The sequence below is a fragment of the Sphingopyxis sp. genome, from assembly GCF_050916055.1.
In the GTDB taxonomy this organism is placed as follows: Bacteria; Pseudomonadota; Alphaproteobacteria; order Sphingomonadales; family Sphingomonadaceae; genus Sphingopyxis.
This window is the reverse complement of the sequence record NZ_CP051527.1, coordinates 2,776,061-2,801,762: the sequence shown is the minus strand read 5'-3', so window position 1 is coordinate 2,801,762 and position 25,702 is coordinate 2,776,061. Positions and strand designations below refer to the sequence as shown.

The 25,702-nt window shown below is 64.6% G+C and carries 30 protein-coding genes; 15 read left to right on the top strand and 15 right to left on the bottom strand.

Annotated elements, in window-relative coordinates; all coding sequences use genetic code 11:
- Window positions 1-9 precede the first annotated feature (9 nt).
- The 5 genes from HEQ22_RS13675 (at window position 10) to HEQ22_RS13655 (ending at window position 3,028) form a co-directional block, all read left to right on the top strand.
- Window positions 10-492, top strand: coding sequence for an SRPBCC family protein (locus HEQ22_RS13675; RefSeq protein ID WP_171003785.1), 483 nt, complete (start codon window positions 10-12; stop codon window positions 490-492).
- Between the two features lie 2 nt (window positions 493-494).
- The gene (locus HEQ22_RS13670; protein WP_137752808.1) at window positions 495-938 is read left to right on the top strand and encodes a disulfide bond formation protein B; all 444 of its coding nucleotides are present in this window, start codon (window positions 495-497) and stop codon (window positions 936-938) included.
- 23 nt (window positions 939-961) lie between these two features.
- Complete coding sequence (locus HEQ22_RS13665) at window positions 962-1,582, top strand: DsbA family protein (RefSeq protein ID WP_249340087.1); 621 nt, start codon at window positions 962-964, stop codon at window positions 1,580-1,582.
- A gap of 22 nt (window positions 1,583-1,604) precedes the next feature.
- Entirely contained in the window at window positions 1,605-2,285 is a 681-nt protein-coding gene (locus HEQ22_RS13660) for a helix-turn-helix transcriptional regulator (protein WP_432768410.1), read from the top strand.
- Between the two features lie 77 nt (window positions 2,286-2,362).
- Window positions 2,363-3,028, top strand: a complete 666-nt coding sequence (locus HEQ22_RS13655) for a class I SAM-dependent methyltransferase (protein WP_137752770.1) — start codon at window positions 2,363-2,365, stop codon at window positions 3,026-3,028.
- Window positions 3,029-3,035: 7 nt separating this feature from the next.
- Here the strand turns inward: HEQ22_RS13655 and HEQ22_RS13650 are convergent, their stop codons facing one another.
- Window positions 3,036-3,458 carry a DUF5990 family protein gene (locus HEQ22_RS13650; RefSeq protein ID WP_088440044.1) on the bottom strand — a complete coding sequence of 141 codons (423 nt, stop codon included), beginning with the start codon at window positions 3,456-3,458 and terminating at the stop codon, window positions 3,036-3,038.
- 109 nt (window positions 3,459-3,567) lie between these two features.
- Window positions 3,568-3,993, bottom strand: coding sequence for a MerR family transcriptional regulator (locus tag HEQ22_RS13645; RefSeq protein ID WP_088440043.1), 426 nt, complete (start codon window positions 3,991-3,993; stop codon window positions 3,568-3,570).
- Window positions 3,994-4,067: 74 nt separating this feature from the next.
- Here HEQ22_RS13645 and HEQ22_RS13640 point away from each other — a divergent pair, with 74 nt between their 5' ends.
- From HEQ22_RS13640 to HEQ22_RS13630, 3 genes are all read left to right on the top strand, one after another.
- Window positions 4,068-4,427 (top strand): mercuric reductase, encoded by a 360-nt coding sequence (locus tag HEQ22_RS13640; protein ID WP_088440042.1) that lies wholly within the window; start codon window positions 4,068-4,070, stop codon window positions 4,425-4,427.
- Window positions 4,420-4,644 (top strand): GDCCVxC domain-containing (seleno)protein, encoded by a 225-nt coding sequence (locus HEQ22_RS13635; protein WP_137752769.1) that lies wholly within the window; start codon window positions 4,420-4,422, stop codon window positions 4,642-4,644. The genes HEQ22_RS13640 and HEQ22_RS13635 overlap by 8 nt, the downstream gene beginning before the upstream one ends.
- 136 nt (window positions 4,645-4,780) lie before the next feature.
- Entirely contained in the window at window positions 4,781-6,703 is a 1,923-nt protein-coding gene (locus tag HEQ22_RS13630) for an FTR1 family protein (protein WP_432770883.1), read from the top strand.
- 61 nt (window positions 6,704-6,764) lie between these two features.
- Here the strand turns inward: HEQ22_RS13630 and HEQ22_RS13625 are convergent, their stop codons facing one another.
- Window positions 6,765-7,403 carry a cation transporter gene (locus tag HEQ22_RS13625; RefSeq protein ID WP_137752768.1) on the bottom strand — a complete coding sequence of 213 codons (639 nt, stop codon included), beginning with the start codon at window positions 7,401-7,403 and terminating at the stop codon, window positions 6,765-6,767.
- A gap of 68 nt (window positions 7,404-7,471) precedes the next feature.
- On the opposite strand from HEQ22_RS13625, the gene HEQ22_RS13620 reads away from it, so the two are divergent.
- Window positions 7,472-7,879: a MerR family transcriptional regulator gene (locus HEQ22_RS13620; RefSeq protein WP_432768409.1), complete on the top strand. Its 408-nt coding sequence runs from the start codon at window positions 7,472-7,474 to the stop codon at window positions 7,877-7,879.
- 32 nt (window positions 7,880-7,911) lie between these two features.
- On the opposite strand, the gene HEQ22_RS13615 is transcribed toward HEQ22_RS13620, so the two are convergent.
- The 7 genes from HEQ22_RS13615 to HEQ22_RS13585 form a co-directional block, all read right to left on the bottom strand.
- Complete coding sequence (locus HEQ22_RS13615; protein ID WP_432768408.1) at window positions 7,912-8,274, bottom strand: copper-binding protein; 363 nt, start codon at window positions 8,272-8,274, stop codon at window positions 7,912-7,914.
- 22 nt (window positions 8,275-8,296) lie between these two features.
- A complete protein-coding gene (locus tag HEQ22_RS13610) occupies window positions 8,297-11,431 on the bottom strand; it encodes an efflux RND transporter permease subunit (RefSeq protein ID WP_432768407.1) in 3,135 nt (1,044 codons plus the stop codon).
- Window positions 11,428-12,657: an efflux RND transporter periplasmic adaptor subunit gene (locus HEQ22_RS13605; RefSeq protein WP_137752764.1), complete on the bottom strand. Its 1,230-nt coding sequence runs from the start codon at window positions 12,655-12,657 to the stop codon at window positions 11,428-11,430. Before HEQ22_RS13605 ends, HEQ22_RS13610 begins: the two co-directional genes overlap by 4 nt.
- Window positions 12,654-13,883 carry a TolC family protein gene (locus tag HEQ22_RS13600; RefSeq protein ID WP_137752763.1) on the bottom strand — a complete coding sequence of 410 codons (1,230 nt, stop codon included), beginning with the start codon at window positions 13,881-13,883 and terminating at the stop codon, window positions 12,654-12,656. The genes HEQ22_RS13605 and HEQ22_RS13600 overlap by 4 nt, the downstream gene beginning before the upstream one ends.
- 62 nt (window positions 13,884-13,945) lie before the next feature.
- Window positions 13,946-14,212, bottom strand: coding sequence for a hypothetical protein (locus HEQ22_RS13595; RefSeq protein ID WP_137752762.1), 267 nt, complete (start codon window positions 14,210-14,212; stop codon window positions 13,946-13,948).
- A gap of 66 nt (window positions 14,213-14,278) precedes the next feature.
- The gene (locus HEQ22_RS13590) at window positions 14,279-14,644 is read right to left on the bottom strand and encodes a hypothetical protein (RefSeq protein WP_137752761.1); all 366 of its coding nucleotides are present in this window, start codon (window positions 14,642-14,644) and stop codon (window positions 14,279-14,281) included.
- Between the two features lie 106 nt (window positions 14,645-14,750).
- Window positions 14,751-15,569: a MauE/DoxX family redox-associated membrane protein gene (locus HEQ22_RS13585; protein WP_432768406.1), complete on the bottom strand. Its 819-nt coding sequence runs from the start codon at window positions 15,567-15,569 to the stop codon at window positions 14,751-14,753.
- 80 nt (window positions 15,570-15,649) lie between these two features.
- On the opposite strand from HEQ22_RS13585, the gene HEQ22_RS13580 reads away from it, so the two are divergent.
- A complete protein-coding gene (locus tag HEQ22_RS13580; RefSeq protein ID WP_137752805.1) occupies window positions 15,650-16,048 on the top strand; it encodes a MerR family transcriptional regulator in 399 nt (132 codons plus the stop codon).
- A gap of 36 nt (window positions 16,049-16,084) precedes the next feature.
- Here HEQ22_RS13580 and HEQ22_RS13575 read toward each other — a convergent pair whose 3' ends face one another.
- The 5 genes from HEQ22_RS13575 to copC form a co-directional block, all read right to left on the bottom strand.
- Window positions 16,085-16,546 carry a YybH family protein gene (locus HEQ22_RS13575; RefSeq protein ID WP_432768405.1) on the bottom strand — a complete coding sequence of 154 codons (462 nt, stop codon included), beginning with the start codon at window positions 16,544-16,546 and terminating at the stop codon, window positions 16,085-16,087.
- Window positions 16,547-16,598: 52 nt separating this feature from the next.
- Window positions 16,599-18,920 (bottom strand): heavy metal translocating P-type ATPase, encoded by a 2,322-nt coding sequence (locus tag HEQ22_RS13570; RefSeq protein WP_432768404.1) that lies wholly within the window; start codon window positions 18,918-18,920, stop codon window positions 16,599-16,601.
- A gap of 155 nt (window positions 18,921-19,075) precedes the next feature.
- Complete coding sequence (locus tag HEQ22_RS13565; RefSeq protein ID WP_432768403.1) at window positions 19,076-19,753, bottom strand: class I SAM-dependent methyltransferase; 678 nt, start codon at window positions 19,751-19,753, stop codon at window positions 19,076-19,078.
- Window positions 19,754-19,786: 33 nt separating this feature from the next.
- Window positions 19,787-20,728, bottom strand: a complete 942-nt coding sequence (copD, locus tag HEQ22_RS13560; RefSeq protein ID WP_432768402.1) for a copper homeostasis membrane protein CopD — start codon at window positions 20,726-20,728, stop codon at window positions 19,787-19,789.
- A gap of 7 nt (window positions 20,729-20,735) precedes the next feature.
- Window positions 20,736-21,119, bottom strand: coding sequence for a copper homeostasis periplasmic binding protein CopC (copC, locus tag HEQ22_RS13555; protein WP_137752756.1), 384 nt, complete (start codon window positions 21,117-21,119; stop codon window positions 20,736-20,738).
- A 125-nt stretch (window positions 21,120-21,244) separates the two neighbouring features.
- On the opposite strand from copC, the gene HEQ22_RS13550 reads away from it, so the two are divergent.
- The 5 genes from HEQ22_RS13550 (at window position 21,245) to HEQ22_RS13530 (ending at window position 25,699) form a co-directional block, all read left to right on the top strand.
- A complete protein-coding gene (locus HEQ22_RS13550) occupies window positions 21,245-21,529 on the top strand; it encodes a hypothetical protein (protein WP_432768401.1) in 285 nt (94 codons plus the stop codon).
- On the top strand, window positions 21,529-21,969 hold the full coding sequence (locus HEQ22_RS13545; RefSeq protein WP_137752804.1) for a periplasmic heavy metal sensor: 441 nt from the start codon (window positions 21,529-21,531) through the stop codon (window positions 21,967-21,969). Before HEQ22_RS13550 ends, HEQ22_RS13545 begins: the two co-directional genes overlap by 1 nt.
- On the top strand, window positions 21,966-22,550 hold the full coding sequence (locus HEQ22_RS13540; RefSeq protein WP_432768400.1) for an RNA polymerase sigma factor: 585 nt from the start codon (window positions 21,966-21,968) through the stop codon (window positions 22,548-22,550). The genes HEQ22_RS13545 and HEQ22_RS13540 overlap by 4 nt, the downstream gene beginning before the upstream one ends.
- Window positions 22,551-22,649: 99 nt before the next feature.
- Window positions 22,650-24,500 (top strand): copper resistance system multicopper oxidase, encoded by a 1,851-nt coding sequence (locus HEQ22_RS13535; RefSeq protein WP_432768399.1) that lies wholly within the window; start codon window positions 22,650-22,652, stop codon window positions 24,498-24,500.
- A complete protein-coding gene (locus tag HEQ22_RS13530; RefSeq protein WP_432768398.1) occupies window positions 24,497-25,699 on the top strand; it encodes a copper resistance protein B in 1,203 nt (400 codons plus the stop codon). The genes HEQ22_RS13535 and HEQ22_RS13530 overlap by 4 nt, the downstream gene beginning before the upstream one ends.
- The last annotated feature ends 3 nt before the right edge of the window (window positions 25,700-25,702 follow it).

The following is a 25,702-nucleotide window of genomic DNA, read 5'->3' as shown; positions in this document are numbered from 1 at the left end:
GAGGTGAATGTGTTTGAGATTGCGAAGGAGACGCTGCTGCCGCGGTCGCCGGCGCAGCTTTGGGACGTGCTGGCGAACTTCGACCAATATGAGCGCTGGAATCCCTATGTCCGGCCCAAAGGTCTCGCCGAACGCGGAGCGGAGGTCGAATATTCCTTCCGGATGAATCCGGCCAATCCGCGCTTTTGGCGCGTGACGGCAACCGTGTCCGAATGCGAGCCGGGTGCGCACCTCGCGTTCGACGTTAAGCTCAGCCGGCTGCTGCTCTCGATCGAGGAACATTTCCGAATAGAGCCCGCGCCGGAAGGGGCGCGGTTGGTTCACACCATCAGCTGCAAGGGCCTGATCGCGCGGCTCAGCCTGCCCAAGACGCGCCGAAATTTTGAAGTTCTTCTCAGCGAAACCGACCGCTTCCTGACCCAATATCTCGATCGGCCTCGACCCAAACCGGCAGCGAAAGTCATTCGCGCGAAGAAGGGGCGACGGCCGTGAGCATGATCATCCGCGAAAGGCGCGCGACGGGTCATGCCCCATGGCTTGCCCTTCTCGGGGCGTGGCTTGTTGCGCTGTCGGCAAGCCTCGGGGCGATTTTTATTGGGGAAGTGATGGGGCAGGCCCCCTGTGTTTTGTGCTGGTTCCAGCGAGCTTTTATGTTTCCGTTGGCGATCATCCTGGCCATTGCCGCGTTCCGGTCCGACCGAGGCGTTATCGCTTATGCCGCGCCGCTCGCTGCGATCGGCTGGGTCGTCGCCTTATACCATCTTCTCCTCTATCTCGGCGTCGTGTCTCAAGCGCTACAGCCCTGCGGCGCCGGACCATCGTGCGCCGAGGGCGCCATGTCTCTCTTTGGCAGCCTTCCCATACCGCTGCTGTCGCTCGGCGCCTTCACCGCCATCATCCTTTTCCTCATGTTTTGCTATCGGAACTCGAAATCATGAAAAGACAATCCGCTGTCGTCCTGATGGGCCTGATCGCCGCCGGGGCGTTCGCGGTCGGCGTCACTTTATACAGCGCGTCAGTCGCAGGCGAGCCGGCGCCGATTGTGGCGGCAGCCTTGCCCGCCGAGACCTTTGTCCGGCCTCACTCGCCCGTGATCGGACCCAAGAAGGCGCCCGTCACGATCGTCGAATTCTTCGATCCGTCATGTGAAGCGTGCCGCGCATTCTATCCCGCGGTGAAGCAGATCCTCGCCACCTATCCGAAGGATGTCCGCCTTGTCATGCGTTACCTCCCGCTTCATCCCGGATCGGCGGAAGCGATCGTCATTCTTGAGGCGGCGCGCCAGCAGGGGGTTTTGGAGCCCGTGATGGAGGCGGTTCTCAAGGCCCAGCCGTCATGGCACGATGGCCAGATGGACGGCGCCTGGGCGGCTGCAAAGGCGGCCGGCCTCGATGTCGAGAAAGCGAAGGCGATGCCAACCGATATTGCACGCGCGAATATGGAGGCCGATATCGCCGACGCGAACACGCTCCGCATCAAGGGAACGCCCACCTTCTTCGTCAACGGGAAGCCCTTGGCAGAATTCGGTCCCGAGCCGCTCTACGCACAGGTCCGTGCCGAAGTAGAAGCGAGCAAACGCTAAACTGATCGGAAGGGACATGGCGGTGACGGACGCGCGCAATTGGCCCGGCACTCTCGAGATCGGCGAATTTTCGGCTCGCTGGCGTGGTGCGGTTGGCGATTCGGTGACCCATAGTCATTTCGCCGCACAGGCCGTCTTCGCTGCGCCATCGGCCAGTGTCGAGCATGCGGGCACCGTCGTCGAAACGCCGGCCCTCCTGATCGAACCCAATGTTCCGCATCGCCTTGGCCCCTGCGCCCTGGCGGACCTCTATTTCGTCGAACCGACAAGGCACGCGGTGCTTCCCGAGCTCGTTGCAGCGATTTCGGCCGGGCCCTATCGGCTCGTTTCGCAACCTTCGGGTATCGCCTTCTGGGAGGGCTGGCTGGCGAAGGAAGAGCCGGCGCCGCGCGATCGCCGGCTGATCGATGCCATGTGGCTGCTCGACAGTCAGCTCGAGACTGGTCCTGTTCGTCTCGCAGCGCTCGCCGGCGCCGCAGGCCTTTCGCCCGATCGCTTCCGGCATCTCTTCGTCGAGCAGCTTGGCATCCCGCTTCGCCGTTATATTCTCTGGCGCAGGATGCGCCTTGCGGCACAGCGGCTTGCGGCCGGGGAGAATGTGACAGAGGCGGCGCACGGCGGCGGCTTTTCTGACGCTGCGCATTTTGCGCGAACGATCAAACATATGTTCGGCGTCAATGCGAGCCAGCTGTTCGCGGCCTAGGCCTGGCGTCTCAGCAATTAGCGCGACGTAGCCGCTTCGTTCAAGCCCGTCCGCCGCGTGCGCGCTAGCGTGTCGGCATGACCCAGACCAATGCGCAAGAGCAGGACTATGTCCCGCCGCTCGGACGACACGAACTCACCGACCAATATGATCGGGCGATCGCCCTCATGACACGCGAAAAGCGTTGGCGCTCGGAACTCATACGCCGCGTCCCGCCGACAAGCGATGCGCGGATCGTCGATATTGGTTGCGGAACAGGCACGCTCGCTATCGCCATCAAGCAGGCCTTCCCCGACGCCGAAGTCATCGGGATCGACCCCGACCCTCCGGCGCTCGACCTCGCCCGCGGCAAGGCCGAGGCGGCCGGGGTCGCGGTGCAATGGGAACAGGCGATGGGCGACCGGGCCGATGCTATAGTGGGAAGCTGCGACGTCATCGTCTCGAGCCTCGTCTTCCACCAATGCGCCATCGAAACCAAGCAAGCGATTGCGCACGCCATGTATCGGGCCCTTACCCCGGGCGGCCTGATGCTGGTCGCCGACTATGGCCTGCAGCGAAACCTGCTCATGCGGACATTATTCCGGCAGGTGCAGTTGCTCGATGGCTTCGACATGACCGAGCCCAACGCCAAGGGCTGCATGCCCGGCATCTTCGAAGCGGCGGGGTTCGCCGGCGTGACCGAGGCAAAGGTCATTCAAACCCCGAGCGGGTCGATTTCGATTTATGAAGGGCGCAAGGGCTAAGTTTTGATCAGGCGATCCGCCATCCGATCGGCCGGGTCGTGGCGCAGGCAGGTGTGCCATCTTTGCCCGTTCCACTGACCGTTATTTCGATGATACCGCCCCGTAGCGCACGATCCAGAAGCTCCTGCTCCATGTCATGGATGTCGATCTTCATCCGGCGCGTCCAAGGGGAGGCTTCGTCCCCGGCCGATTGTCCGATGCAGATATAGACAAACCGTCTTTCGGCACCTTCGCGTCGTACATGCTCGCCAAGGAATTTCGGTCCAGGGGCGATGCGGACTGGAAAATCGAACGACAGGGATTCGCCGGCGGCCGAACATTTTGCATCGATCGGTTGATTATCCTTCGTTTGAAGGCTGTGTGTCACGCCAACGACGGGCCGATCGATGACGATCCGCATCGCGATCGTAGCTTCATTTGCGCGCCCCATGCCTGTTTGTAATCCTTTGCCGCCCGGTGAATGCAACAAGCCGTCGCCCGTCAACCCCGTCGTTCCTACCTCATTTCTTCATTCATTGCAGCGGATGCGCGCGCGGTGGCTACGCGGCTTCTGCGTCCCGCGATCCTGCGCCAAGCGCGTCGAGCAGCGGGCATCCCGGCTCCAAACCGGCGTCGCAGGCACGCACCGAATCCGCCAGCACGCGTTCCATTCTCTCAAGGTCCGCGATCCGTTCGCGCACGTCCTTCAGATGCGACGCCGCGAGGTCGCGGACGTCGGCACAGCGGCTCTCGCCGCCATTTGCGAGTCCGAGCAGCGCGCGCACTTCGTCCAAGGTGAAGCCCAGTTCCCGCGCGCGTCGCACGAAGCCGAGGCGAGCAACATCTTCGCGTGCGTAGCTGCGAAAACGGCCCCGACGAGAGGGCGTCGGCAAGAGGCCAATTCGCTCATAATAGCGGATCGTCTCGATGTTGCAGCCGGTGCGGCGCGAGAGTTCGCCGATCTGGATCGCGCCGCTCGCCGCCATCGCAAAAATACCTCTTGAATCTATAGTTACTACAGATGGTAGAGCGCTCCGATGCCCCTCGCAAGGAGTCTCCCATGATCGACCCGCCAAATCAGCCCAAGGGGATCGCTACCGCCACCGTAACTCTGGCGGGTCTCGCCGCCGCGTTCGGCGTAGCTGCCTGTTGCGCGCTGCCTTTTCTCTTCGCGTCGGTCGGCATCGGTGCGGCGTGGCTTGGCGGCGTGGCCATCGTGGCGGCTCCATATCGAACGCCCTTGCTCGTCATCGGCGCCTTGTGCCTCATTGTCGGTGCCATGTTGCTGACGCGGCAGCAGCTAATTGCCGCGCGCTGCGGCCCCGGCGGCCTGTGCACGCCGCGCTGGATGCGCATTCTCACATTTTTTGGCCTGCTTCTCGGCGCGGCGCTGCTTTGGGCGGGTTACACCTATGTCTGACGCGGCGATCCAACTGCTTTCGACCCTGACTTGTCCGAAATGCGGTCACCAGTCGACCGAGACCATGCCGACCAACGCGTGCCAATATTTCTACGATTGCCGCGGCTGCGGTGCGGTTCTCAAGCCCAAGCCTGGCGACTGCTGCGTCTATTGTTCCTACGGCGATATCCCTTGCCCGCCGATTCAGGAGAGCGGCGACAAAACCTGCTGCGGGTGAGACTGTCGATGGCAGCTTGCCGATTGCCAAGCGCCGATTTCCGGTTGATAGCCACGCTCCGATCGGTCAATGCAAGTCATTCTCAATAAAGGCAGCTGGCGTGGCGATTTTCTCCAAAAGCGTTTCCTTCGCGTTGATGCGTGCCCTGGGCAGGGGGGCGCTTGCTTTCCTGCTGATGACGCTGGTCGCTCTCCAGCCAGCGCGCGCGAGCGAGCCAGAGGTTCAGACCATTTGGCGGCTGCTTGACTATGTCGCGGTGGATTATCCGGGTGCGGTGTCCGGCGGCAAGGTCGTCAGTCCGGCGGAATATGCCGAGATGACCGAATTCGCAGCGCAGGTCGAAACGCGCTTGAAACGCCTGCCGCAGAAGACCGCCAAGCCAAATTTGGTGGCCCAAGCCGCAACCTTGCGCCAATCGATCGCAGCGAAATCCGCACCGGCGACCATCGAGGTGCAGTCGCGGCAGCTCGCCGGGGCCTTGCTTGCAAGCTATCCCGTTCCGCTCGCGCCGCGCTCGGCTCCCGACCTGGCGCGCGGCGCGAAGCTCTATGCGGAAAACTGCGCCATGTGTCACGGCGCGACCGGCGCCGGAAACGGCCCGGGCGCCGCGGGTCTCGATCCGCCCCCGATCGCCTTCACCGACGCGGCGCGCGCACGCGAACGCAGCCTGTTCGCGCTCTATCAGGTGATTTCGCAGGGGCTCGAGGGGACGTCGATGGCGAGCTTCGAAGCCCTCCCCGACAGCGACCGCTGGGCCCTGTCCTTTTACGTCGGAAGCCTCGCGTTTCCGGAATCGTCGCAATCGCAGGGCCGACAGACGTGGGAAAAGGACGCGCGCGTTCGTGCCGCCATCCCCGATCTTGCGACTCTCGTCGGCAAGACTCCCGCGGATATCGCCCGTGAACTGGGCGACGGCAAGGCCGGGCCGCTGACTTCATATCTGCGCCGCCAGCCCGAAGCCGTCGTTGCGAAACCGGCCGGCTCGCTGATGCTCTCGCGCCAGCGCCTCGACGCGAGCCTCAAAGCCTATGCGGCCGGCGACCGTGGCGCCGCGTCCGACTTGGCACTATCCGCCTATCTCGATGGTTTCGAGCCCGTCGAGCCGGTGCTTGCGGCCCGCGATCCTGACCTCATGGCGAAGATCGAGATGGCGATGGGGAATTTGCGCTCGGCGATAGGAAAGGGTCGCACGCTCGCGGAGGTGAAGGCGGCGAATGCCGAAGTGGCCCGCCTGTTCGTCGAAGCCGAGGCGGCCCTCGCGCCCGAACAGGCAAGCGCCTCGTCGAGCTTTCTCGGCGCATTCGGAGTCCTGCTACGCGAAGGCCTTGAGGCGCTGCTGATCGTCATCGCCATGATGGCTTTTCTTCGCAAAACCGGGCGAACCGACGTGATGGGCTATGTCCATGGCGGCTGGGTGTCGGCGCTTGCAGCGGGCGCGGCGACCTGGTTCGTCGCCACCTATTTCATCGGAATCAGCGGGGCATCGCGCGAACTCACCGAAGGCTTTGGCTCGCTCTTCGCCGCGATCATCCTGATCTCGGTCGGTATCTGGATGCACGGCAAAAGCAATGCCGAGGCCTGGCAGCGTTATATCAAGGAGAAGATCTCCGCTGCCCTGTCGCGCCGGTCGGCGTGGTTCCTCTTCGGTCTAACCTTCCTCGTTGTCTATCGCGAGGTCTTCGAGACCATCCTCTTTTACGCCGCCATATGGGCGCAGGGAAATGGCGGTGCCATGCTCGCAGGAGCGGCGACGGCGGCCATTCTGCTGGGCTTGATTGCGTGGGCCATGCTGCGCTTCAGCGCGCGCTTGCCGATCACGCAATTCTTCTCATGGAGTGCGGCCCTGATCGCAGTGCTGGCGATCGTCCTGGCCGGCAAGGGCATCGGCGGGCTGCAGGAAGCGGGCCTGCTCGGCGTCACGCCGCTGGCAGAGTTTCCGCGATTCCCGCTACTGGGGGTGTACCCGACGGTTCAGACGCTTCTCGCACAATTGGCGGCCGCGATCGTCCTGGCCGCGGGTTTCTGGTTCAACCGGGCGAGGGCGCCGCACGCGGCCTAGCGGCGCCCCGCAAGAAACCGCGTGATTGCAGGCATGGAAAAGGGCGGGTTTCCGTCCTCCGCTACTGTGCGGTCTGTCCCGGCTTGTGCGAAGAAATCTCACCAAGCGCGTCCCGGATGATATCATAGGCCGAATGGAGGAAGAGCAGCGCGATGACACCGGCGACCAGAAGGTCAGGCCAGGCTTCGCCCGTCACGGCAACGAGACCCGCGGCGACAATAACCGCAACATTGGCGAGGGCATCGTTTCTTGAAAACAGCCAGATCGCGCGCGCGGTCGCATCGCCTTCGTTGCGGAAGCGGCTGAGCACCAGCGCCGCCGAGATGTTGACGAGCAACGCGACCACACCAATGCCGCCCATGAGGTCCGCCTCGGGGGGGATGGCGTGGAAAGACCGCCAGATCGCTGATGCAATAACGCCGAGGCCGAGAAGTGCGAGAAAACAACCCTGGACGAGCGCCGTTCGGCTGCGCGCCACCGCTGTCCAACCGAGCGCGATCAGCCCGATGAGAGTGATCGACCCGTCGCCGATGAAATCGAGCGAGTCGGCCTTGAGTGCCTGCGACCGCGCGAGGAAGCCGCCCGCTAGTTCGATGACGCCGAAGCCGAGGTTGAGGATGACGACGATCCAGAGCGCGCGCCGGTAGGCGGGATCGACGCCCGCGCGCTTTTCGTCGGCTTCGCAGCCACAATCGCTCATGTCGTCCGTCCTTTGCCGTTGCGAGTCGGACAGCTATATGCACCCTCTAGCAACTATAGGGTCAAGCGATGAAAATCGGCGAACTGGCGCGTGCGACCGACACGAAGGTCGAGACCATCCGATATTATGAGGGAGCGGGCCTGCTGGCGCCGCCGGCACGGACGGACGGCAATTATCGCTCCTATGGAACCGACGAGCTGTTGCGGCTGTCCTTCATCCGGCGCGCGCGCGACCTCGGTTTTTCATTGGACGAGGTTCGTGAGCTTCTCGCGCTCGCCGATGACCGCGACCAGCCCTGCGGCGCCGTCGATGCGGTCGCTAGCAGCCATCTCGCGACGATCGAGCGCAAGATCGCCGACCTCTCCCAGATGCGCGACGAACTTGCGCGCGTCATCGGCGGCTGCCGCTTGGGAAAGGTCGGCGACTGCAAGATCATTCAAACCCTCGAGCCGATGCGCAGCGCAGCGCGAGGCTGACGCGCTACGCGAAGCCCGGGCCGCAACCGCGATCAGGAGGCAGGAAGCGCTTCGATCCGCGTGATGCGGCCCTTAGCCCCGTCCCAGTCGAGGTCGAATGCGACCCGGTCGCCGACCTTCAGGCCTTTGAGCAAATCCGCCGAAGCTTCGAACCCCATTGTCATCGGCGGCCATTTCAGGGCAGCGATTTCGCCATGATCGAGCGTGACTGTGCCCTTGGCTTCGTCGATCGCGGTGATCTTGCCTTCGCCTTTGCCATGCTGCACTTCGGAAGGTGCTGTGTCACCGGCCGCTTCCTTGGGAGCGGTGGTGGTCTGCTTGTCGGCCTCGGGGCTACAGGCCGAAACGGCGATCAGTAGCACCATGCTGCCAGTCAAAATGCGCATCGATTTCATATTCATTCTCCTTGTTTTCATGTCACGTCTTCGGGGTTTCCAACGGTTGTGGATCGGGCCAGCGCCGGCGCATCAACAGATAGGCGGCGGGGATGATGAACATCGAGAGCAGCGGCGCGGTGATCATCCCGCCGATCATCGGTGCGGCGATCCGGCTCATCACTTCGGATCCGGTGCCCGTTCCAACGAGGATCGGGAACAGCCCCGCCAGGATGACCGCGACGGTCATCGCCTTGGGGCGGACCCGGAGCAAGGCTCCGTCGCGGACCGCCGCCTCGATCGAACCGTCGCCGCGCGCCGCGAGCGCCTGCTTCAGATAGATGAGCATCACGACGCCGAACTCGGCGGCAACCCCCGCGAGCGCGATGAACCCGACTGCGCTCGCGACCGACTGGTTGTAGCCGAGCAGATAGAGCAGCCAGAGGCCGCCGGTGAGCGCGAAGGGCAGGGTCGCCATGATAAGCAGCGCCTCGTCCCAGCGCCGGAAGGTCAGGTAAAGCAGGACGAGGATGATCGCGAGCGTGACGGGTATGACGATCTTCATCCGCTCGGTCGCACGGACGAGGAATTCGAACTGGCCCGTGTAGGAGATGCTGATGCCCGGCGGCAATTCGACATCGCGCGCGACCGCCTGCTGGATATCGCGCACCAATGTCTGGAGGTCGCGGTCGCGGCCATCGACATAGATCCAGGTCACTGGCCGCGCATTCTCGCTGCGAAGCATCGGAGGGCCGTCGCTGATCCGCACTCTTGCCACGGTGCCGAGGGTGATCTGCTGGCGCGATGGCGTGAGTATGGGAAGAGTCTCCAGCTTGCCGAGGCTGTCGCGGAGCTCGCGCGGATAGCGCACGCTGATCGGATAGCGCGCAAGCCCCTCGACGGTCTGCCCGATCGTCTCGCCGCCGATGACGCCGCCGACGATGGATTGCACATCGGCGACATTGAGACCGTAACGCGCGGCGGCGGCGCGATCGATGTCGACGTCGATATAGCGCCCGCCGGTCAGCCGCTCGGCGAGCGCCGAGGCGACGCCCGGGACCTTGCGGACGACCTCCTCGATCCGCTTCGCGGTGCGGTCGATCTCGGCGACGTCCGATCCCGCGACCTTGATGCCGACCGGGCTCTTGATCCCGGTCGCCAGCATGTCGATGCGGTTGCGGATCGGCGGGATCCAGAAATTGGCGAGGCCGGGGACCTTCACGCGCGCATCCAGCTCGGCGACCAGCTTGTCGGGCGTCATGCCCGGGCGCCATTGATCGCGCGGCTTGAAGCGGATCGTCGTCTCGAACATCTCGAGCGGGGCGGGATCGGTCGCGGTGTCCGCGCGTCCGGCCTTGCCGAAGACGCTCTCGACCTCGGGCACGGTCTTGATGAGTCGGTCGGTCTGCTGGAGCAGGCTCGACGCCTTGGCGGCCGAGATGCCGGGAAGCGCCGAGGGCATGTAGAGGAGATCGCCCTCGTCGAGCTGCGGCATAAATTCGCCACCGAGCTGGGTCAGCGGCCACAGGCTGCTCGCGAAGATCAGTCCCGCGATGGCCAGCGCCCTTCCGGGACGACGGAGAACCCAGTCGAGCGCGGGTCGATAGGCGTGCGTCAGCCAGCGATTGACGGGATTGGCCTGTTCGCTGGGTATCCGTCCGCGGATGAGCCAGCCCATGAGAACCGGGACGAGCGTGATCGACAGGATCGCCGCCGCCGCCATGGCATAGGTCTTGGTGAAGGCGAGCGGCCCGAAGAGTTTCCCTTCCTGACCCTGCAGCGTGAAGATTGGCAGGAAGGAAAAGGTGATGATGAGGAGGCTCAGGAACAGAGCCGGCCCGACCTCGGCGGCGGCGTCGGTGATGACACGCCAACGCTCCTGCCCGGCGAGCTGCTCGCCGGGATGATCCCTTTCCCAATGTTCGATATGCTTGTGGGCATTTTCGATCATCACGACCGCCGCGTCGACCATCGCCCCGACCGCGATCGCGATGCCGCCGAGCGACAGGATGTTGGCGTTGAGACCTTGGAATCGCATGACGATGAAGGCGATCAATATGCCGAGCGGCAGCGTGAGGATCGCAACCAGCGCCGAGCGCGCGTGCCACAGGAACAGTGCGCAGACGACCGCGACGATGATGAATTCCTCGACGAGCTTCGAGGTGAGGTTGTCGACCGCGCGGTCGATCAGGCCCGACCGGTCATAGGTGGTGACGATCTCCACACCTGGCGGCAGGCCGCGCTTCAGCTCGGCGAGCTTGGCGCGCACCCCCTCGATCACCTCGCGGGCATTCTGGCCCTGCCGCATCACGATCACGCCGCCTGAGACTTCGCCTTCGCCATTGAGTTCGGCGATCCCGCGCCGCATGTCGGGGCCGATCTGGACGATCGCGACATCACCGATCGTCACCGGAATGCCGCCCGCTGTGGTGCGGAGCGGCACGGCGCGAAAATCGTCGAGACTTTTGAGGTAGCCGCCGGCGCGAACGATATATTCCGCTTCGGCCATTTCGACCGTCCCGCCGCCGCTCTCCTGATTGGCGCGCTTGAGCGCGTCGGTCACATCCTGCGCGGTGACCCCGAACGCGGCGAGCTTCTGCGGTTCGACGAGGATCTGATATTGCCGCACCATGCCGCCGATGCTCGCGACCTCGGCGACGCCGGGCACCGCCTTGAGCTCGAAGCGCAGGAACCAGTCCTGCAGGCTGCGCAGCTCGGCGAGATCGTGGCGCCCGCTCTTGTCGACAAGCGCATATTCATAGATCCAGCCGACGCCGGTGGCGTCAGGGCCAAGCGACGCCTTCGCCCCTTCGGGAAGGCGGCTCTGCACCTGGCTCAGATATTCGAGTACCCGGCTGCGCGCCCAATAGAGGTCGGTGCCGTCCTCGAAGAGGACATAGACGAAGCTGTCGCCGACGAAGCTGTAGCCGCGCACGACGCGTGCGCCGGGAACCGAAAGCATCGTCGTCGTGATCGGATAGGTGACCTGGTCCTCGACGATGCGCGGCGCCTGGCCGGGATAGGTGGTGCGGATGATGACCTGGACGTCGGAAAGATCGGGGAGGGCGTCGACCGGCGTGGTGCGGACGGCAGCGATCCCGATCAGCGTCAGGATCAGCGCCGCCGCGACGACCAGCCCGCGCGCGGCCACCGATGCGCGAATGATCCGTTCGATCATTTCGCATCCTCCAGCGGCCGGACGGCGATGCCGGTCAGGCTCGCTTCGGAATCGAGGAGGAACTGACCCGAGGCAACGACCTTCTCGCCCGCGACAAGGCCGCGCAATATCTCGGTCTTGCCGCCGCCCTCGCGCCCGGTCTGGACTTCGGCAGGATGATAGCGCCCGTCGCCCGTCTCGAGCATGACGATGCTGCGCGTGCCGGTGCGGATGACCGCTTCGCTCGGCACAAGCAGCGCGGGGCTCGCATCGCCGCCCAGTGCGACGCTCGCGAACATGCCCGGGCGCAGGCGCCCGCCGCGGTTGGCAAGCTCGACGCGCACGGTCAGCGTCCGGCTGTCCGCTGCCGCCGTTGGCAGAATGGCCACGACGCGGCCGCCGAAAGCCTCGCCCGGAAAGGCGGTGAGCTTGGCGGTCGCGCGCTGGCCGACCTGCACCGCGCCCGATTGTGCTTCGGGGAGCGCGGCATTCAGCCAGACCGTTCCGAGGCCCGAGATTTCGGCGAGGGTTTGGCCTTCGGCCAAGGTCACGCCGGCGCGCGCACCCAGCGTTTGGACGACGCCACCGATCGGCGCGCGCACCGTCACCGTGCCGCTGGTGCGTCCGCTGCGATCGACCTGCGCGATTACCGCTTCGGGCATCCCCATCAGGCGAAGGCGCTGCCGGGCGGCAGCGGTGAGGTCGGGTCTGCCGAGCCGTTTGACGCTCAGATATTCGGTCTGCGCGCTGCCCCATTCGGGCAATTGCAGGTCCGCGATCGGCGCACCGGCGCGGATCACGTCGCCCGGCGCGAGCCGGTAGACGCGTTCGACGAAACCGCCCGAGCGCGCCTGGACGATCGCGACGTCACGCTGGTTGAAATCCACCGTGCCATTTACGTCGAAGGTTGCAGCGAGACTGCCCATTTCAGCCGCGACCACCCTTATTCCGAGGCTTTGCCGCGCCGCGGGGTCGACCGATATGCCGGGGGCCGTGGCGCCGCCGCCTTCATCGGCATATTTGGGCTCGAGCTGCATATCCATGAAAGGCGACTTGCCGGGCTTGTCGAACTTCTGGTTCGGAAACATCGGGTCGTAGTAATAGAGGATCTTGCGCGCGTTGCTCGTCGCTCCGGTCGGCGCTTCGCCCTGGCCGCGCTGCCCGATCCAATAGCCGCCGCCGCCCGCAATCAGCACAGCCGCCAAAATCCCGGTGCGCCACCGCGCCGCTGAAGTTGCATCGGTCATTGCCCCGTCTCCCCATAGATATAATTGATCCGGATCGCGTCGCGCGCCACCTCGGCTTCGCGCGCCAGCGCATCGACTTCGGCTTCCGCCAACGCGAGCGTCGACAGCAGCGCGGCTCCGAGATCGAGTTTTCCGGCGGCGTAACTCGCGAGGTCGAGTTCGGCGCGCTTCTTCGCGAGCGGCACCAGCCGCGACCGCGCATTGCCCAGCTGCTCGTGATGCATGCGATGATCGGCCAGATCAGCGTCGAGTGCCGCCGCGATGTCGCGCTTGGCCGCCTCGCGGTCGAGACGCGCGCGCGTCGCTTCGCTGGCGCGGGCCGCGATCTTGGGGTCCTGCCGCTTCTTCGAGAAGAAGGGGAGGTCGATGGTGACGCCGAGCGTGACAAGATCGCCATAATTGGGCTCGCGCCGCCCATAGGCCGCATTGACGCTCCAGTCGGGCCGCTTGTCGGCACGGGCGAGGCCGGTCTCGGCATCGGCCGCGAGGGCGCGGGCGTCGAGCGCGCGGAGCCGCGGCAAGCTGTCGATGCGCGCGCGCAGAAGCGATGCATCGACCATGGGCGGCGGCGGGTCACCCGCGGTATCAGCGGCCCGGTCGCCGGTGTAGCGCCCAAGCTGCGCGCGGGCGCGGGCGATCTCGGCGGCGAGGGTGCTGCGGCGGTCGCTGACCGCGGCGCGCAGCTGTTCGGGTTCGAGCGCCTGCGCCGGACGCGCCGCGCCGCTCGCAAGGCGCGCGGTGACTGTTGCTTGCAAATCTTCAAGACCGGCATCGAGCAGGTCGAGTTCTTTCAGGCGCTTCTTCGCATAGAAGAGGTCGACCCAGGCGAGCGCGGTCGCCAGCCGGACGTCCTGCGCGGTGACCGCTTCATCGGCCCGCGCAATCCCGATGTCGGCTTGCGCGCGCGTTGCGCGCGCCCGGCGCTTGGCGGGATTGGGAAAGTCCTGACTGATGCCGATGACCTGCATCGTGAAATCGTCGCGATTGAATCGCCCCGCGTCGGGACCGGTGACCGGGAAATCCTTGATCGCAAGGTCGAGTTTCGGATCGGGCAGCCGGTCGGCCGCGATCGCCGAAGACTCGGCCGCGTCGATCCCCGCTTCGCGTCCCCGCAGTTCCGGCGCCTGCGTCTCCGCCAGGCGGACCGCGGCGTCGAGCGTCATCGGCTCGGCATGGAGCGCGGACGATATCGGGATCAGCATCGCTGCTGCTAGGAATATGCGCATATGTCCCCCTCGAGAGATGATGAGCTTATGCCCCCCGGCCCGCAGGCCGGGGGACGGGACCGTCAGCCCTTGGCGGGTGATGAATGCAGTCCGTGCATGGCCTTCATGCAGTCGGCCGCGTCGGCCTTCATCATGTCGCAGTCGCAATTGGCCATCTGTGCGGTCTTGTCTTTGACCCAGACGCGCTCGCGCGGCGCGATGCCCGACTTGTTCGGGCCAGGAACCTGACGGAACTGCCATTCATAATGGCCGCCTGCCGCCTCCTGGGCGAAGGACGGGGCCGTGGTGATAGCCGCAAGCGCTGCGGCCGTCGCAAATATCATCTTCATGGTGAATATCCTCGGTTGAAATGCAGGAGGATGGGCGGCGAAACCAGTCGCCGCGCATCGCGCGTTTCAGCCGGGGAATAGAGGCGGTTCGGGCTCGGGACCGAGGGTGCGACCAAAAAGTCGCGTGATCGGGAGCTGGTCGACCGGTCCCGCTCGGTGGTCGAACGTCGCGATCGACGCCGCCGGCGTGGCCACCGCAAGCGGCAGGGCGCAGCCCATCTTCGCGATGCAGTCGAGTGTCAGGCCCTGACACGGTTTGTCGGGGTCGGATTTGTCGACCCTCATCATTTCCGCGCATTCGTCGCTCATGGCGGGCGCCGCGATCACGGTGTCGGCCATGGCAATGGCAGGCGCCGACGCGAACGCGACTTCCTGAGCGAGAAGGCCCAGCATGGCTCCGAACAGGAGCAGGAAGGAAAGCCAGCGTTTCACGGGTCGATGCATGATCCTAGTCGAAAGCCGCGTCAATTCGAAATTGGGGAGGCGGAGCTGCACTGCAATTCGCCGGCAGCCCCGCCCCGGTTACACCCGAACCGGCCTACCGCTGCCCCATCACCATGGCGGCGGGCGCGAGCAGCATCCACACGGCCATCGCGATCATCATCAGATTCTCGGTCAGCGATATGAAGCCGAGCGGAACGTTGCTGTCGCCGCCGACGCACGCGCATTTGAGCTCGCGCTTGTCGATATAGACCGCCTTGAACACCGAAACGGCGCCGATGGTCCCGATGAAGAGCGCGACCGGGATCGAAATCCAGCTGAGCGCGCCCGAAATCATCAAGATGCCGGCAAGGGCCTCGGCGAAGGGATAGATGGTGGCATAGGGAACCCAGCGCTTTGCGAGAAGGTCATAGTTCAGAAACATGCTCGAGAAGCTCTCGATGTCGCGCAGCTTCAGAAAGGCCAGCAGCGCCATGCTGAAGCCGATGAACCACTCGGCGGCGCGGACGGTAAACGGCGTGCCCGCCACAGCCTGGCTCGCTGCCAGCGCCATCAGGGCGGTGATCGAAAATAGCGCGATGATCGGCGTGTAGGTGAGCGCCTTGGGATCTCGAACCTTTAGACCCAAATGGCGCCGCAAATCGTCGTGACCGCCGATGCGCTCGCCTTCGATGAAAGTCTGCGGCGTCGTCGCGACGCCATGCTTCGCCTTAAAGGCATCGGTTTCCTCGCGCGTCCTCAGCCAGACGTCTTCGACCTCATAGCCCCGGCTGCGCAAGAGATGTAGGGCCTTCAAGCCATAGGGACAGATATGATGCTCCATCACCATGCGGTAGATCGTCGCGCGAGGCCGTCCGACCGCCTGTGCGCCGGGCGCGGATTGCCTGCTTCGAGCGTCTTGGAGCTGGGTATTCATGATTCTACCTTTCTTGATTCCCTTATGCTCCCTCTCATATAGGTTGCGTACCATAGTACGGAGTCAAGGCCTTGCGTGACATGACCATCGGACAGCTTGCAAAACGCGCGAGCGTGAATGTCGAGACCATTCGCTTCTACCAGCGCAAGGGCCTCCTTCCGGTTCCCGGCCGGCGTGAAGGAGGCGGCATGCAAGGAAGCGTGCGCCGCTATGATGAGGCCGTGTTCGGGCGCCTGCGTTTCATCAAGTCGGCGCAGGCGGCAGGATTTACGCTCGCCGAGATCGGCGAACTGCTCGAGCTCGATTCCTCCACCGATCGGACCCGCGCGCGCGCGCTTGCCGACGCGCGCATCACCGCCATCGAGAAAACGATTGCCGAACTCGATGCGGCGCGGCGCGCGCTTGTCGGCCTGTCGCGCCAATGCGCCGCCGCCGATACGGTCCACTGCCCGATCATTTCGGCCTTCGAGCAGGTCTAATCGGTTCGGGCTGAGCTGCACCGTTTTCAGGCCCCCTTACGCCTTGGGCTTGCGCGAGGAGCTGTGCAGGCTGAGGATCCGCCACTTGCCGTCGGTCCATTTGAGGACGCTCGTCGCCACACCATCGCGTTTGACCATTTCGCCGTTCAAGAGCACGATCGTGTAGGAATAGGTCTCGGTCGCGATGGCCACATCGCCTTCGCCCCGCACCGACAGCTTGTAGTTCTGAAAGGCGAAGGACTTGAACGCTTTCAGTTCAGGCGAGAGGTGATGGTCGCGATAATGGACGAAATTTCCCTCGACGCCGCCGGACTCGAAAATCTGGGCGTCGGGCGCGAACAGTGCTTCGACGCCCGCCAGGTCGCGGCTCTCGATCGCCTGCTTATATTGCGCCAGCGTCGCGCTCGCGGCCTGATAATCCGGGGCTGCCGCCGCGTGCGCGGGAACGGCCAGGACCAAAGCGAGCCCGATCGCCGCCTGCTTGAAACCTCTCATCATTCTTCTCCCATTTGCGTGCCGGCCGACGTCCAAGGCCGCGGCGATGCTTCTCTCAGATTTTCACGAATCGCAGCCGCAGCGAATTGGCGATGACGCTGACCGAGGAGAGCGCCATCGCGGCAGCGGCGATGATCGGCGATAGAAGAAGTCCGAACAGCGGGTAGAGCGCGCCCGCTGCGATCGGGATGCCCGCAACATTATAGGCGAAGGCAAAGAAGAGGTTCTGCCGGATATTCGACATCGTCGCATGGCTGAGGTGCCGCGCCCGAACGATGCCGAGAAGATCGCCGCGCAGCAAGGTGACGCCCGCGCTTTCGATCGCGACGTCGGTTCCCGAGCCCATCGCAATGCCGACATCGGCGGCGGCGAGCGCGGGCGCGTCGTTGACCCCGTCCCCCGCCATGGCGACGATCCGGCCTTCTGCGCGGAGCCGCTGGACGACGGCGCTCTTCTGGTCCGGCAGGACATCGGCCTCGACGTCGGCAATACCGAGGCGCCGCGCGATCGCCTCGGCGGTGACGCGATTGTCGCCGGTCAGCATGATGACCCTTATGCCCGCGTCGCGCAGGGCAGAGAGGGCTTCGCTTGTCGTTGCCTTGACGGGATCGGCAATCGCGATGACGCCGGCCGCTTGGCCGTTGACGGCGATATAGATCGCGGTCGCGCCCTCGGCGCGAAGACGGTCGGCCGCCGCGGCAAGCCCCGCGAGGTCAACGTCATATTCTTCAAGAAAGGCAGCATTGCCGAGGACAATCGCCTTCTCTTCGACCGAGCCGACGATCCCTTTGCCCACCGGCTGATCGACCCCTGAAGGCTCGACGAGCGCGAGACCCCGCTCCTCGGCCGCCTTGACGATCGCGAGCGCAAGAGGATGCTCGCTGCTGCGCTCGAGGCTGGCTGCGATCGCGAGCAGGTCATTTTCGTCGAACCCATCTGCGACTTCGATGGCAACGACCGAGGGCTTGCCCTCGGTAAGGGTCCCCGTCTTGTCGACGACGAGCGTATCGACCTTTTCCATTCGTTCGAGCGCTTCGGCATTCTTGATCAGCACCCCGGCTTCGGCGCCGCGTCCGACGCCAACCATGATCGACATCGGCGTTGCGAGGCCGAGCGCACAGGGACAGGCGATGATCAGCACCGAGACGGCCGCAATCAGGCCATAGGCCATCGCGGGCGCCGGTCCGAGAATCGACCAGACGATAAACGCAGCAACAGCAACGGCGATGACGCCGGGAACGAACCAGCCAGAAACGGTGTCGGCGAGGCGCTGGATCGGCGCCCGGCTGCGCTGCGCGTCGGCAACCATTTGCACGATGCGGGCGAGCATCGTGTCGCGGCCGACCTTCTCGCTGCGCATCAGCAGCCCGCCCGTCTGATTGATCGTTCCCCCGATCAGCGCGGCGCCGGCCTCCTTTGTGACGGGCATCGATTCGCCCGTGACCAGCGACTCATCGACCGTGCCGCGGCCTTCGACCACGATGCCGTCGACCGGGACCTTCTCGCCCGGACGGATGCGCAGCACATCACCGACCGCGACATCCTCAAGTGCGACTTCCTCGTCGCTCCCGTCGCCGCGCACCCGCCTCGCAAGCTTGGGCGTCAAGTCGAGAAGTGCGCGGATTGCGCCGCTTGTCGTCTCGCGCGCCCTGAGCTCGAGCACCTGTCCCAGCAGGACAAGCACCGTGATAACGGCTGCCGCTTCGAAATAGACCGCGACCGAACCGTCGGCGGCGCGAAACGCACCGGGGAATATCCCGGGCAGGAGGGCCGCGACCATGCTGTAGGCCCAGGCGACGCCCGTCCCCATCGCGATGAGGGTGAACATGTTGAGGCTCTTGTTTCGGACCGAGAGCCATGCCCGCTCGAAGAAGGGCCAGCCCGCCCACAGAACGACGGGCGTCGCGAGCAACATCTGAATCCAGTTGCTCGTCGAGCGGTCTACATATTGATGAAGGCCGGTCAGATGGCCGCCCATCTCGAGCGCGAGCACCGGAAGGGCGAGCAGGAGCCCGATCCAGAAACGACGTCGCATGTCGCGATATTCTTCGCTCGGCCCCGCGACCGCTTCGGGCATGACGCGTTCGAGCGCCATGCCGCAGATCGGGCAGCTTCCGGGGCCGGAGCGCCGGATCTCCGGGTGCATCGGGCAGGTCCAGATCGCGCCCTCGGCGGCAATCGCCGGTGCCGCTTCCCGCGTTGCCGCGTAGCGCTCGGGGTCGGCCTCGAATTTGGCAAGGCAGCCCGCACTGCAGAAATAATGGTCCAAGCCCGCATGGGTCGCGCGATGCGACGTTGTTGCGGGATCCACCGTCATGCCGCAAACCGGATCGACCGTTGCGTTATCCTCGACCGCCGCGTGATGATCTTCCTGCATGGCTTCGTCTCCTGTCGCTCATTCGTGCCGGACCCCGGCAACGGGCACCGCGGATTTGCCCGACGGTGAACCGCGCGGATCGCGGCGGAAGAATCGGGCCGCTACCTCTGATACGCAGCCAGCAGGCCAGGCCCTCGCGCTTTTGCTCATACGCCTCAGGCCATGGGTTTGCGCGCAGACATGATCGAAATTGCGCCCGTCACCGTCTTCAACGCCGGCTCCTCGCATAAAGTCTCAAATCCCGCTTCGCCGATGAGCGCCGGTAGACAGCCATCGGCGTTGGGTTGGGTATCGGCCACGCCGTCCAGCTGCTGGATCGTCAGCCGGAACAGGATCCGCATCAGGCGGCTGCGCTGCTCGCCATAATCCGCGATATAAAGTTGCCCGCCAGGTGCGAGGCAAAGCCAGGCCTCGCGGAGCAGGCGGGCCTTTTCGGCGAGGCCGACCTGATGAAGAACGAGGCAGATTGTGACTTTAGTCGGCATCGGCCAGGCGGCGATGCTCGCGGCCGTGAAGAATCCGACGCGAAAGTCCGGCTGGGGCGAGAGCCGGGCTGTCTTATCTCGTGCGATTCGGGTGGCAGCATCGTCTGGATCGATCCCGAGATAGCGCGCGCCTCCGCCGCGCCGCGCGATCGCCAACGCGAGATTGCCGGTGCCCGAACCCACATCGAGAATGATGTCGTCGGGCGCCGGCGCCATAAGCTCGACCAGCCGGCCGCGCCACCGGCGCTCGCGCGTCGTGATCGCGACGCCGGCGTCGTAGAAAGGCGTGAGGAAATGATAGCCGGCCGCAGGCGTAAATCTTGGGTTCCTGTCCTGCAAATCTGACATCGCTCGTGCTTTCCTCCTGCCACCCGGACCCCGTCAATCGGCAAAGGGTTCCAATGTTCCGAACCATGCGACCAGCGCGAGAATGGCAAGTCCCGCGGACGCTTCGAGCACGAGGCTGCGGCGCATCGCCGACACGGCGAGACTCGAATCGGCGCCTATTTCGTCGGGGCTGGCGATCGATGCCTGCAACGCCGGCGTAAGTCGCCAGCGGTTGACCCCGGCGAGGGCGAGCATCGCGGCGAAAAGGATGAGCTTGGCGACGAGAAGCTGACCATAAGGCGAGACGATCGATCGCCCGACATTCTCGACTCCGATGATAATCTGGCTGTTCACCAGTCCGGTCGCGGCGATCACGAGCACGCACAGCGTCCCGACGCGCGCGAACTGGTCGAGGCTTCGCGCGGCAAGCGCGACCCTTTCCGTCCCAGGTGGGTCGCCGGGGCGAAGGAGCAGCAGAAAGGCGGCAATCGCACCGAACCAGACGGCCGCGGCAATCATATGGATCGCGTCATTGGCGCGATGCACGGTGCCGACGATACCTTCGGACGCGCCGGCGTGGCCCGACCAGACCAATGTTGCCAGCCCGGCCGAGCCGGCGACGCTCAGGACCGATGCCGCAGCGACGGGATTGCGGCCAAGCCAGAAGCTCGCCGCCCCGGCGACCAGCAGCGCGAACATGCGCACAAGCCATGCGGTGCCGACGTCGGTCTCCCGGACCATCGTCAGAAACATCTCGGGGTCGATAGCGAAGACCCCGACGCCCTGCATGCTCGCGGTCAACACCGCCATGCCGGCAAAAGACAGGATCAGGCCCGAGACGCAGAGCCCAAACTGCGGGCGCCCGAAGAGCGCTCCGACGCCTGACGTCCGTTCGTCGGGTCCGAGCGCATAAAGTGAGAAAGCGGCAAGCCCCGCAATAAGCATCAGGTTCGCGAACAGCGCGAACCTGACACCCATCAGCAGGAGATCTGCCACCTTCTTTTTACTTCACGGTGAAGCTGAATTCGCTACCCATACGGTGCGTGTCGGCGCCCGCAGCCGACCATTTGACCTTATAGGTGCCGGGAACGAGCGCGCGCTTCACCATCAGCATCATCGATTTGCCGCCCTTGCCCATCATGGAGGTGGTGGGGATCTTCATCGGAGCGTGATTGGCCATGCCGGGCATCCCGGTCATCACCAGTTCGGCCTTCACCGTCGAGGCGATAACCTTCTCGTTGAACTGCAAATTGACCGAAGTCACCTTCGAAACCGTTGAATTCGCGGCCGGCGTCGAGCCGACGAGCTTGGTGTGGGCGCTTGCGACGCCCGGCACGAGAAGCAGCGCTACGGCCGCGGTGACAGAGGGGAGAAACGACTTGAACATAAAAACCTCCAATTGCGGGTCTGTCCTGCTAATACGCAAACCAGCCGCGCGGCCCTCACAAAATTGGTTTCGCCTTGTTGGATTATTTCTGAGGGGTGATGGGATCATGCGCGTATGATCTATGGATGGACTGGCAGGAAAGGCCGATGGACGAACTCCGGATTTTGAATGAACCGAAGGTGCCGAGCGCACTGGACACGCTCGACGAGCGTGTCCTCGTCGCGCTGTCGGCACGGCTCCGCGAGGCGTCGGCGATGCGGCGCATGATGGCGCTCGCCGCTTTCGTGTCGCTCGGCGGCGGGTTCTTCGTCGGCAGCGCCATCGTTCCGCCGGCCGTGGCCGCGAGCCCGATCACGCCGCTCATTCCGGCCAGCCCGCTGGCCCCCTCGACCCTCCTGGATTCGCGTTGATGACGTCGTCGCGCCGTTTGCTGCTTTTCGGTCTGGTCGCTTTCATCGCCGCGCTCGCCGGCGTGCTCGCCGGGCGGCTCATCGTCGAGACACCGCGCGCAAGCGAGACCGAATTGCACGCTTTGCTGCATCGCGAGCTGAAGCTCTCGTCCGCGCAGCAGGTAAAGATCGACCGGATCGAGGCGAAATTCGCCGAGCGGCGCGATGCGCTCGAGCTCGATATGCGCGCCGCCAATATCCGGCTCGCGCAGGCGATCGAAGCCGAGCATGGCTATGGACCCCGCGTCACCGAGGCGATCGACGAGACCCACCGCGTGATGGGCGAATTGCAGAAGGAAACGCTCCAGCATCTGTTCGCGATGCGCGTCGTTCTTGATCGCGACCAGGCCGCGATGTTCGACAAGAGCGTGGTCAAGGCGCTGACCGCCGATGCGCGGTGAGCCTCGATCTCGCGCAATGTAGCGATCGCGAGCTCGCCGCACTTGCCCGGGCCGGACAGCAGCAGGCCTATCGGGAATTTCTCAGTCGCTACAAGGCGCCCGTGTTTCGCCTGATTCGCAACAATATCGGCGATCCCGACGAGGCGATGGACCTGACGCAGGAAAGCTTTGTTGCGGGCTTTGGGGCGCTTGGCCGCTATGACGCCGACCGGCCCTTCCAGGTCTGGATATCCCGTATCGCGCTCAACAAATGCCGCGACTGGGCGCGGCGGCGTGCGGTTCGGTCTTTTTTCTCTCGCGCCCTGCCCCTCGAAAGCGCGCACGATGTCGCGAGTGAAGGCCCCGGGCCCGACGCCGAGGCGGCAGACCGCACCGAACTCGAGCGCGTTCGCGCCGCCATGTCCCGCCTAGCGCCCAATCTGCGCGAGGTCCTCATCCTTCGCGGCGTTGAGGATCTAAGCCAGTCGGAAACCGCCGAGCTGCTGCAAGTCAGCGAAAAGACCGTGGAGACGCGGCTTCACCGGGCCCGTGCGAAATTGAAGGCTCTGCTGGGCGAAACGACCACCCACGCGGCGGAGTAAACGCATCGCGGGACATTTGGCGATTTTCGCCTGCGAGGGTGAGGGGCGGACGATCGTGCCGCGTATGACTAAAGAGACAAGGCAACATCCGGGAATTTTATGCAGATAGACAGGCGTCGTTTCGTGACGGGTGCATTGGGCGGCGGGACAGTGGCCGCGCTGGCGCCCTGGTTTCCGGCGTGGGCCCAATCGGTGTCGCCAGGCATCGTCGCGCCGCTGCCGACGGTGTCGGGCAATGACATCACCCTTCGTATCGCGCGCCAGACGATGCGGATCGACGGCAAGGTCAGCCGAGCGATCGGGATCAACGGGACGGTGCCCGCGCCGCTCGTTCGCCTGAAGGAAGGCCAGACCGCGCGCCTCACGGTCGTCAACGATCTCGACGAGGACAGCTCGATCCATTGGCATGGCCTAATCCTGCCGTTCCAGATGGATGGCGTCCCGGGCGTCAGCTTCCCCGGCATCAAGCCGCGCTCAAACTTCGTTTACGAATTCCCCGTCGTCCAGTCGGGGACCTATTGGTATCACAGCCATTCGGGACTGCAGGAGCAGCTTGGCCATTATGGCCCGATCGTCATCGATCCCGCAGGTCCCGATCCGATCGGCTTTGACCGCGAGCATGTCGTCGTCCTGTCCGACCACAGCCAATTGTCTCCCGAGGCGATCTTCCGCAAGTTGAAGGTCAACCCCGGCCATTTCAACATGCAGCGACAGACGCTTTCCGGTCTCCTGGCCGGCAAGGACCAATCACTGAAGGAACGCATCGAATGGGGCAAGATGCGCATGGATCCGACCGACGTCGCCGATGTCAACGGATCGACCTATAGCTTCCTCGTCAACGGCCATGGCCCGCGCGACAATTGGACCGCGCTCTTCAATCCCGGCGAGCGGGTGCGGCTGCGGATCATCAACGCCTCGGCGATGACGATCTTCAACGTGCGCATTCCGGGCCTCAGGCTGACCGTCGTGCAGGCCGACGGGCTCAACGTCGTCCCAACCGAAATCGACGAGTTCCAGATCGCCGTTGCGGAAACTTACGATGTCATTGTCACGCCGGTCGAGGACCGCGCCTATACGCTTGTCGCCGAAGCCAACGACCGCTCGGGCATGGGGCGTGCGACGCTTGCGCCGCGCGCCGGCATGGCCGCCGACGTCCCGCCGCTGCGCGAACGCCCGCTCGCGACCATGAAGGACATGGGGATGGGCGACATGGACATGTCAGGCGGTTCCATGGCGGGAATGGACCATTCGGGCGGTGGCGCCACGGGGGCCATGCCAATGCCCGCAAGCGATCCTGCCTGCTCGCCCGAACATGCCAAGATGGGCCATTGCACGCCCGCGGCCGAAGGCGGCGCGATGGCGGGGATGGATCATGGATCGGGTGGCGGAATGCAGCACAGCATGCGCGATTTCGACGTCGCCCCGCAGGTCAAACGCGACCCGAGTGTCCAGACCATCTCGCCGATGCCGGTCGATCGCATGGGCGAGCCGGGGCAGGGGCTCGAAAATGTCGGGCACAAGGTGCTCACCTATCATGATCTGGTGGCGCTCGAGCGCAATCCCGATGTGCGCGCCGCCGAACGCTCGCTCGACATTCATCTGACCGGCAATATGGAGCGGTTCATGTGGTCGTTCGATGGCGTCAAGATGTCCGACCATCATGAGCCGATCCCCTTCATCGAGGGTGAGCGGGTGCGGATCAACCTCATCAACGATTCGATGATGAGCCATCCCATCCACCTCCATGGCCATTTCTTCGAACTGGTCACGGGCAAGGGCGATCGCTCGCCGCGCAAGCATACGGTTCTCGTTCAGCCCGGAGGCACCGCCAGCTTCGATTTCACCGCCGACGCGCTCGGTGACTGGGCGTTCCACTGTCATATGCTCTACCATATGCACGCCGGGATGATGCGCGTCGTCAGCGTCCGTCCGAAGGGAGACGCAGAGTGACCCGCGCTTCGCTTTTCCTCGCCGGCACCGCCGCGCTCGCTTTCGCCGTTCCCGCCACCGCGCAGTCGATGGATCATTCGTCGATGCCGGGCATGACCATGCCGGCCGAGCCGAAGAAGCCAGCTGCCAAGCCGCAGCCGGCTCCGCCGCCGCAATCCGAACCCGCGCCGATGCCCGAGATGGATCATGGCGGCATGGATATGAAACCCAAGGACGCAAGTTGCGCGCCCGAGCATGCGGCGATGGGCCATTGCACGCCCGAGGCAAAGTCTTCGGACAGCGGCTCGAGCGCGGAAATGCCGGACATGGGCGCGATGGACCAAGGCACGGTGGCCCCGGCCGATCCCGACTGTCCGCCCGAACATGCCAAGATGGGCCATTGCATGCCGAAGGACGCAACGATGGAACTGATGGAAGGCATGGCCGGAATGGGCGGGGCGAGCGGCACCGACTTGCCTCCGGGCGATGCCGCCGCGCCGGCGCCGCCCAGCGACTGGTATGCCGACCGCATCTATCCCAAGGCCGAAATGGAGCATTCGCGCCATGCGATGATGGAAGAAAATGGCGCGCAGAAAATCGCCTTCATCAGTTTCAACCTCGCCGAATATCAGGCGCGCAAAGGGCATGACGGCTTTCGCTGGGACGGCGAAGCCTGGTATGGTGGCGATATCAATCGGCTCACCGTCAAAAGCGAAGGCGAGGGGGTTTTTGGCGAGGGCATCGAAGGCACCGAGACGCAATTGCTCTACAGCCGTGCCGTCGGCCCCTATTTCAACGCCCAGGCCGGCATTCGGCAGGATCTCGGACCCGGTCCCGATCGCACCTATGCGACAGTGGGCTTCGAGGGGCTCGCGCCCTATTGGTTCGAGGTCGAGGGCGCCCTGTTCTTGTCGAACAAGGGCGATCTGCACGGCCGGCTTGAAGGCTATTATGACCAGCGCATCACCCAGAAACTGATCCTCCAGCCGATAGCCGAGCTGAATTTCGCGTTACAAGATGTTCCCGAAATCGGGGTCGGGTCCGGCTTGTCCGACGTGGAGCTCGGGCTGCGCCTGCGTTACGAAATCGTCAAGGAATTCGCCCCCTATGTCGGAGTCGAATGGGAACGCAAGGTCGGCGATACGGCCCGTTTCACGCGGGCCGCAGGGGAAGACCCAAGCAGCGTCAGCCTGGTCGCAGGGGTGCGGGTCTGGTTCTAACTC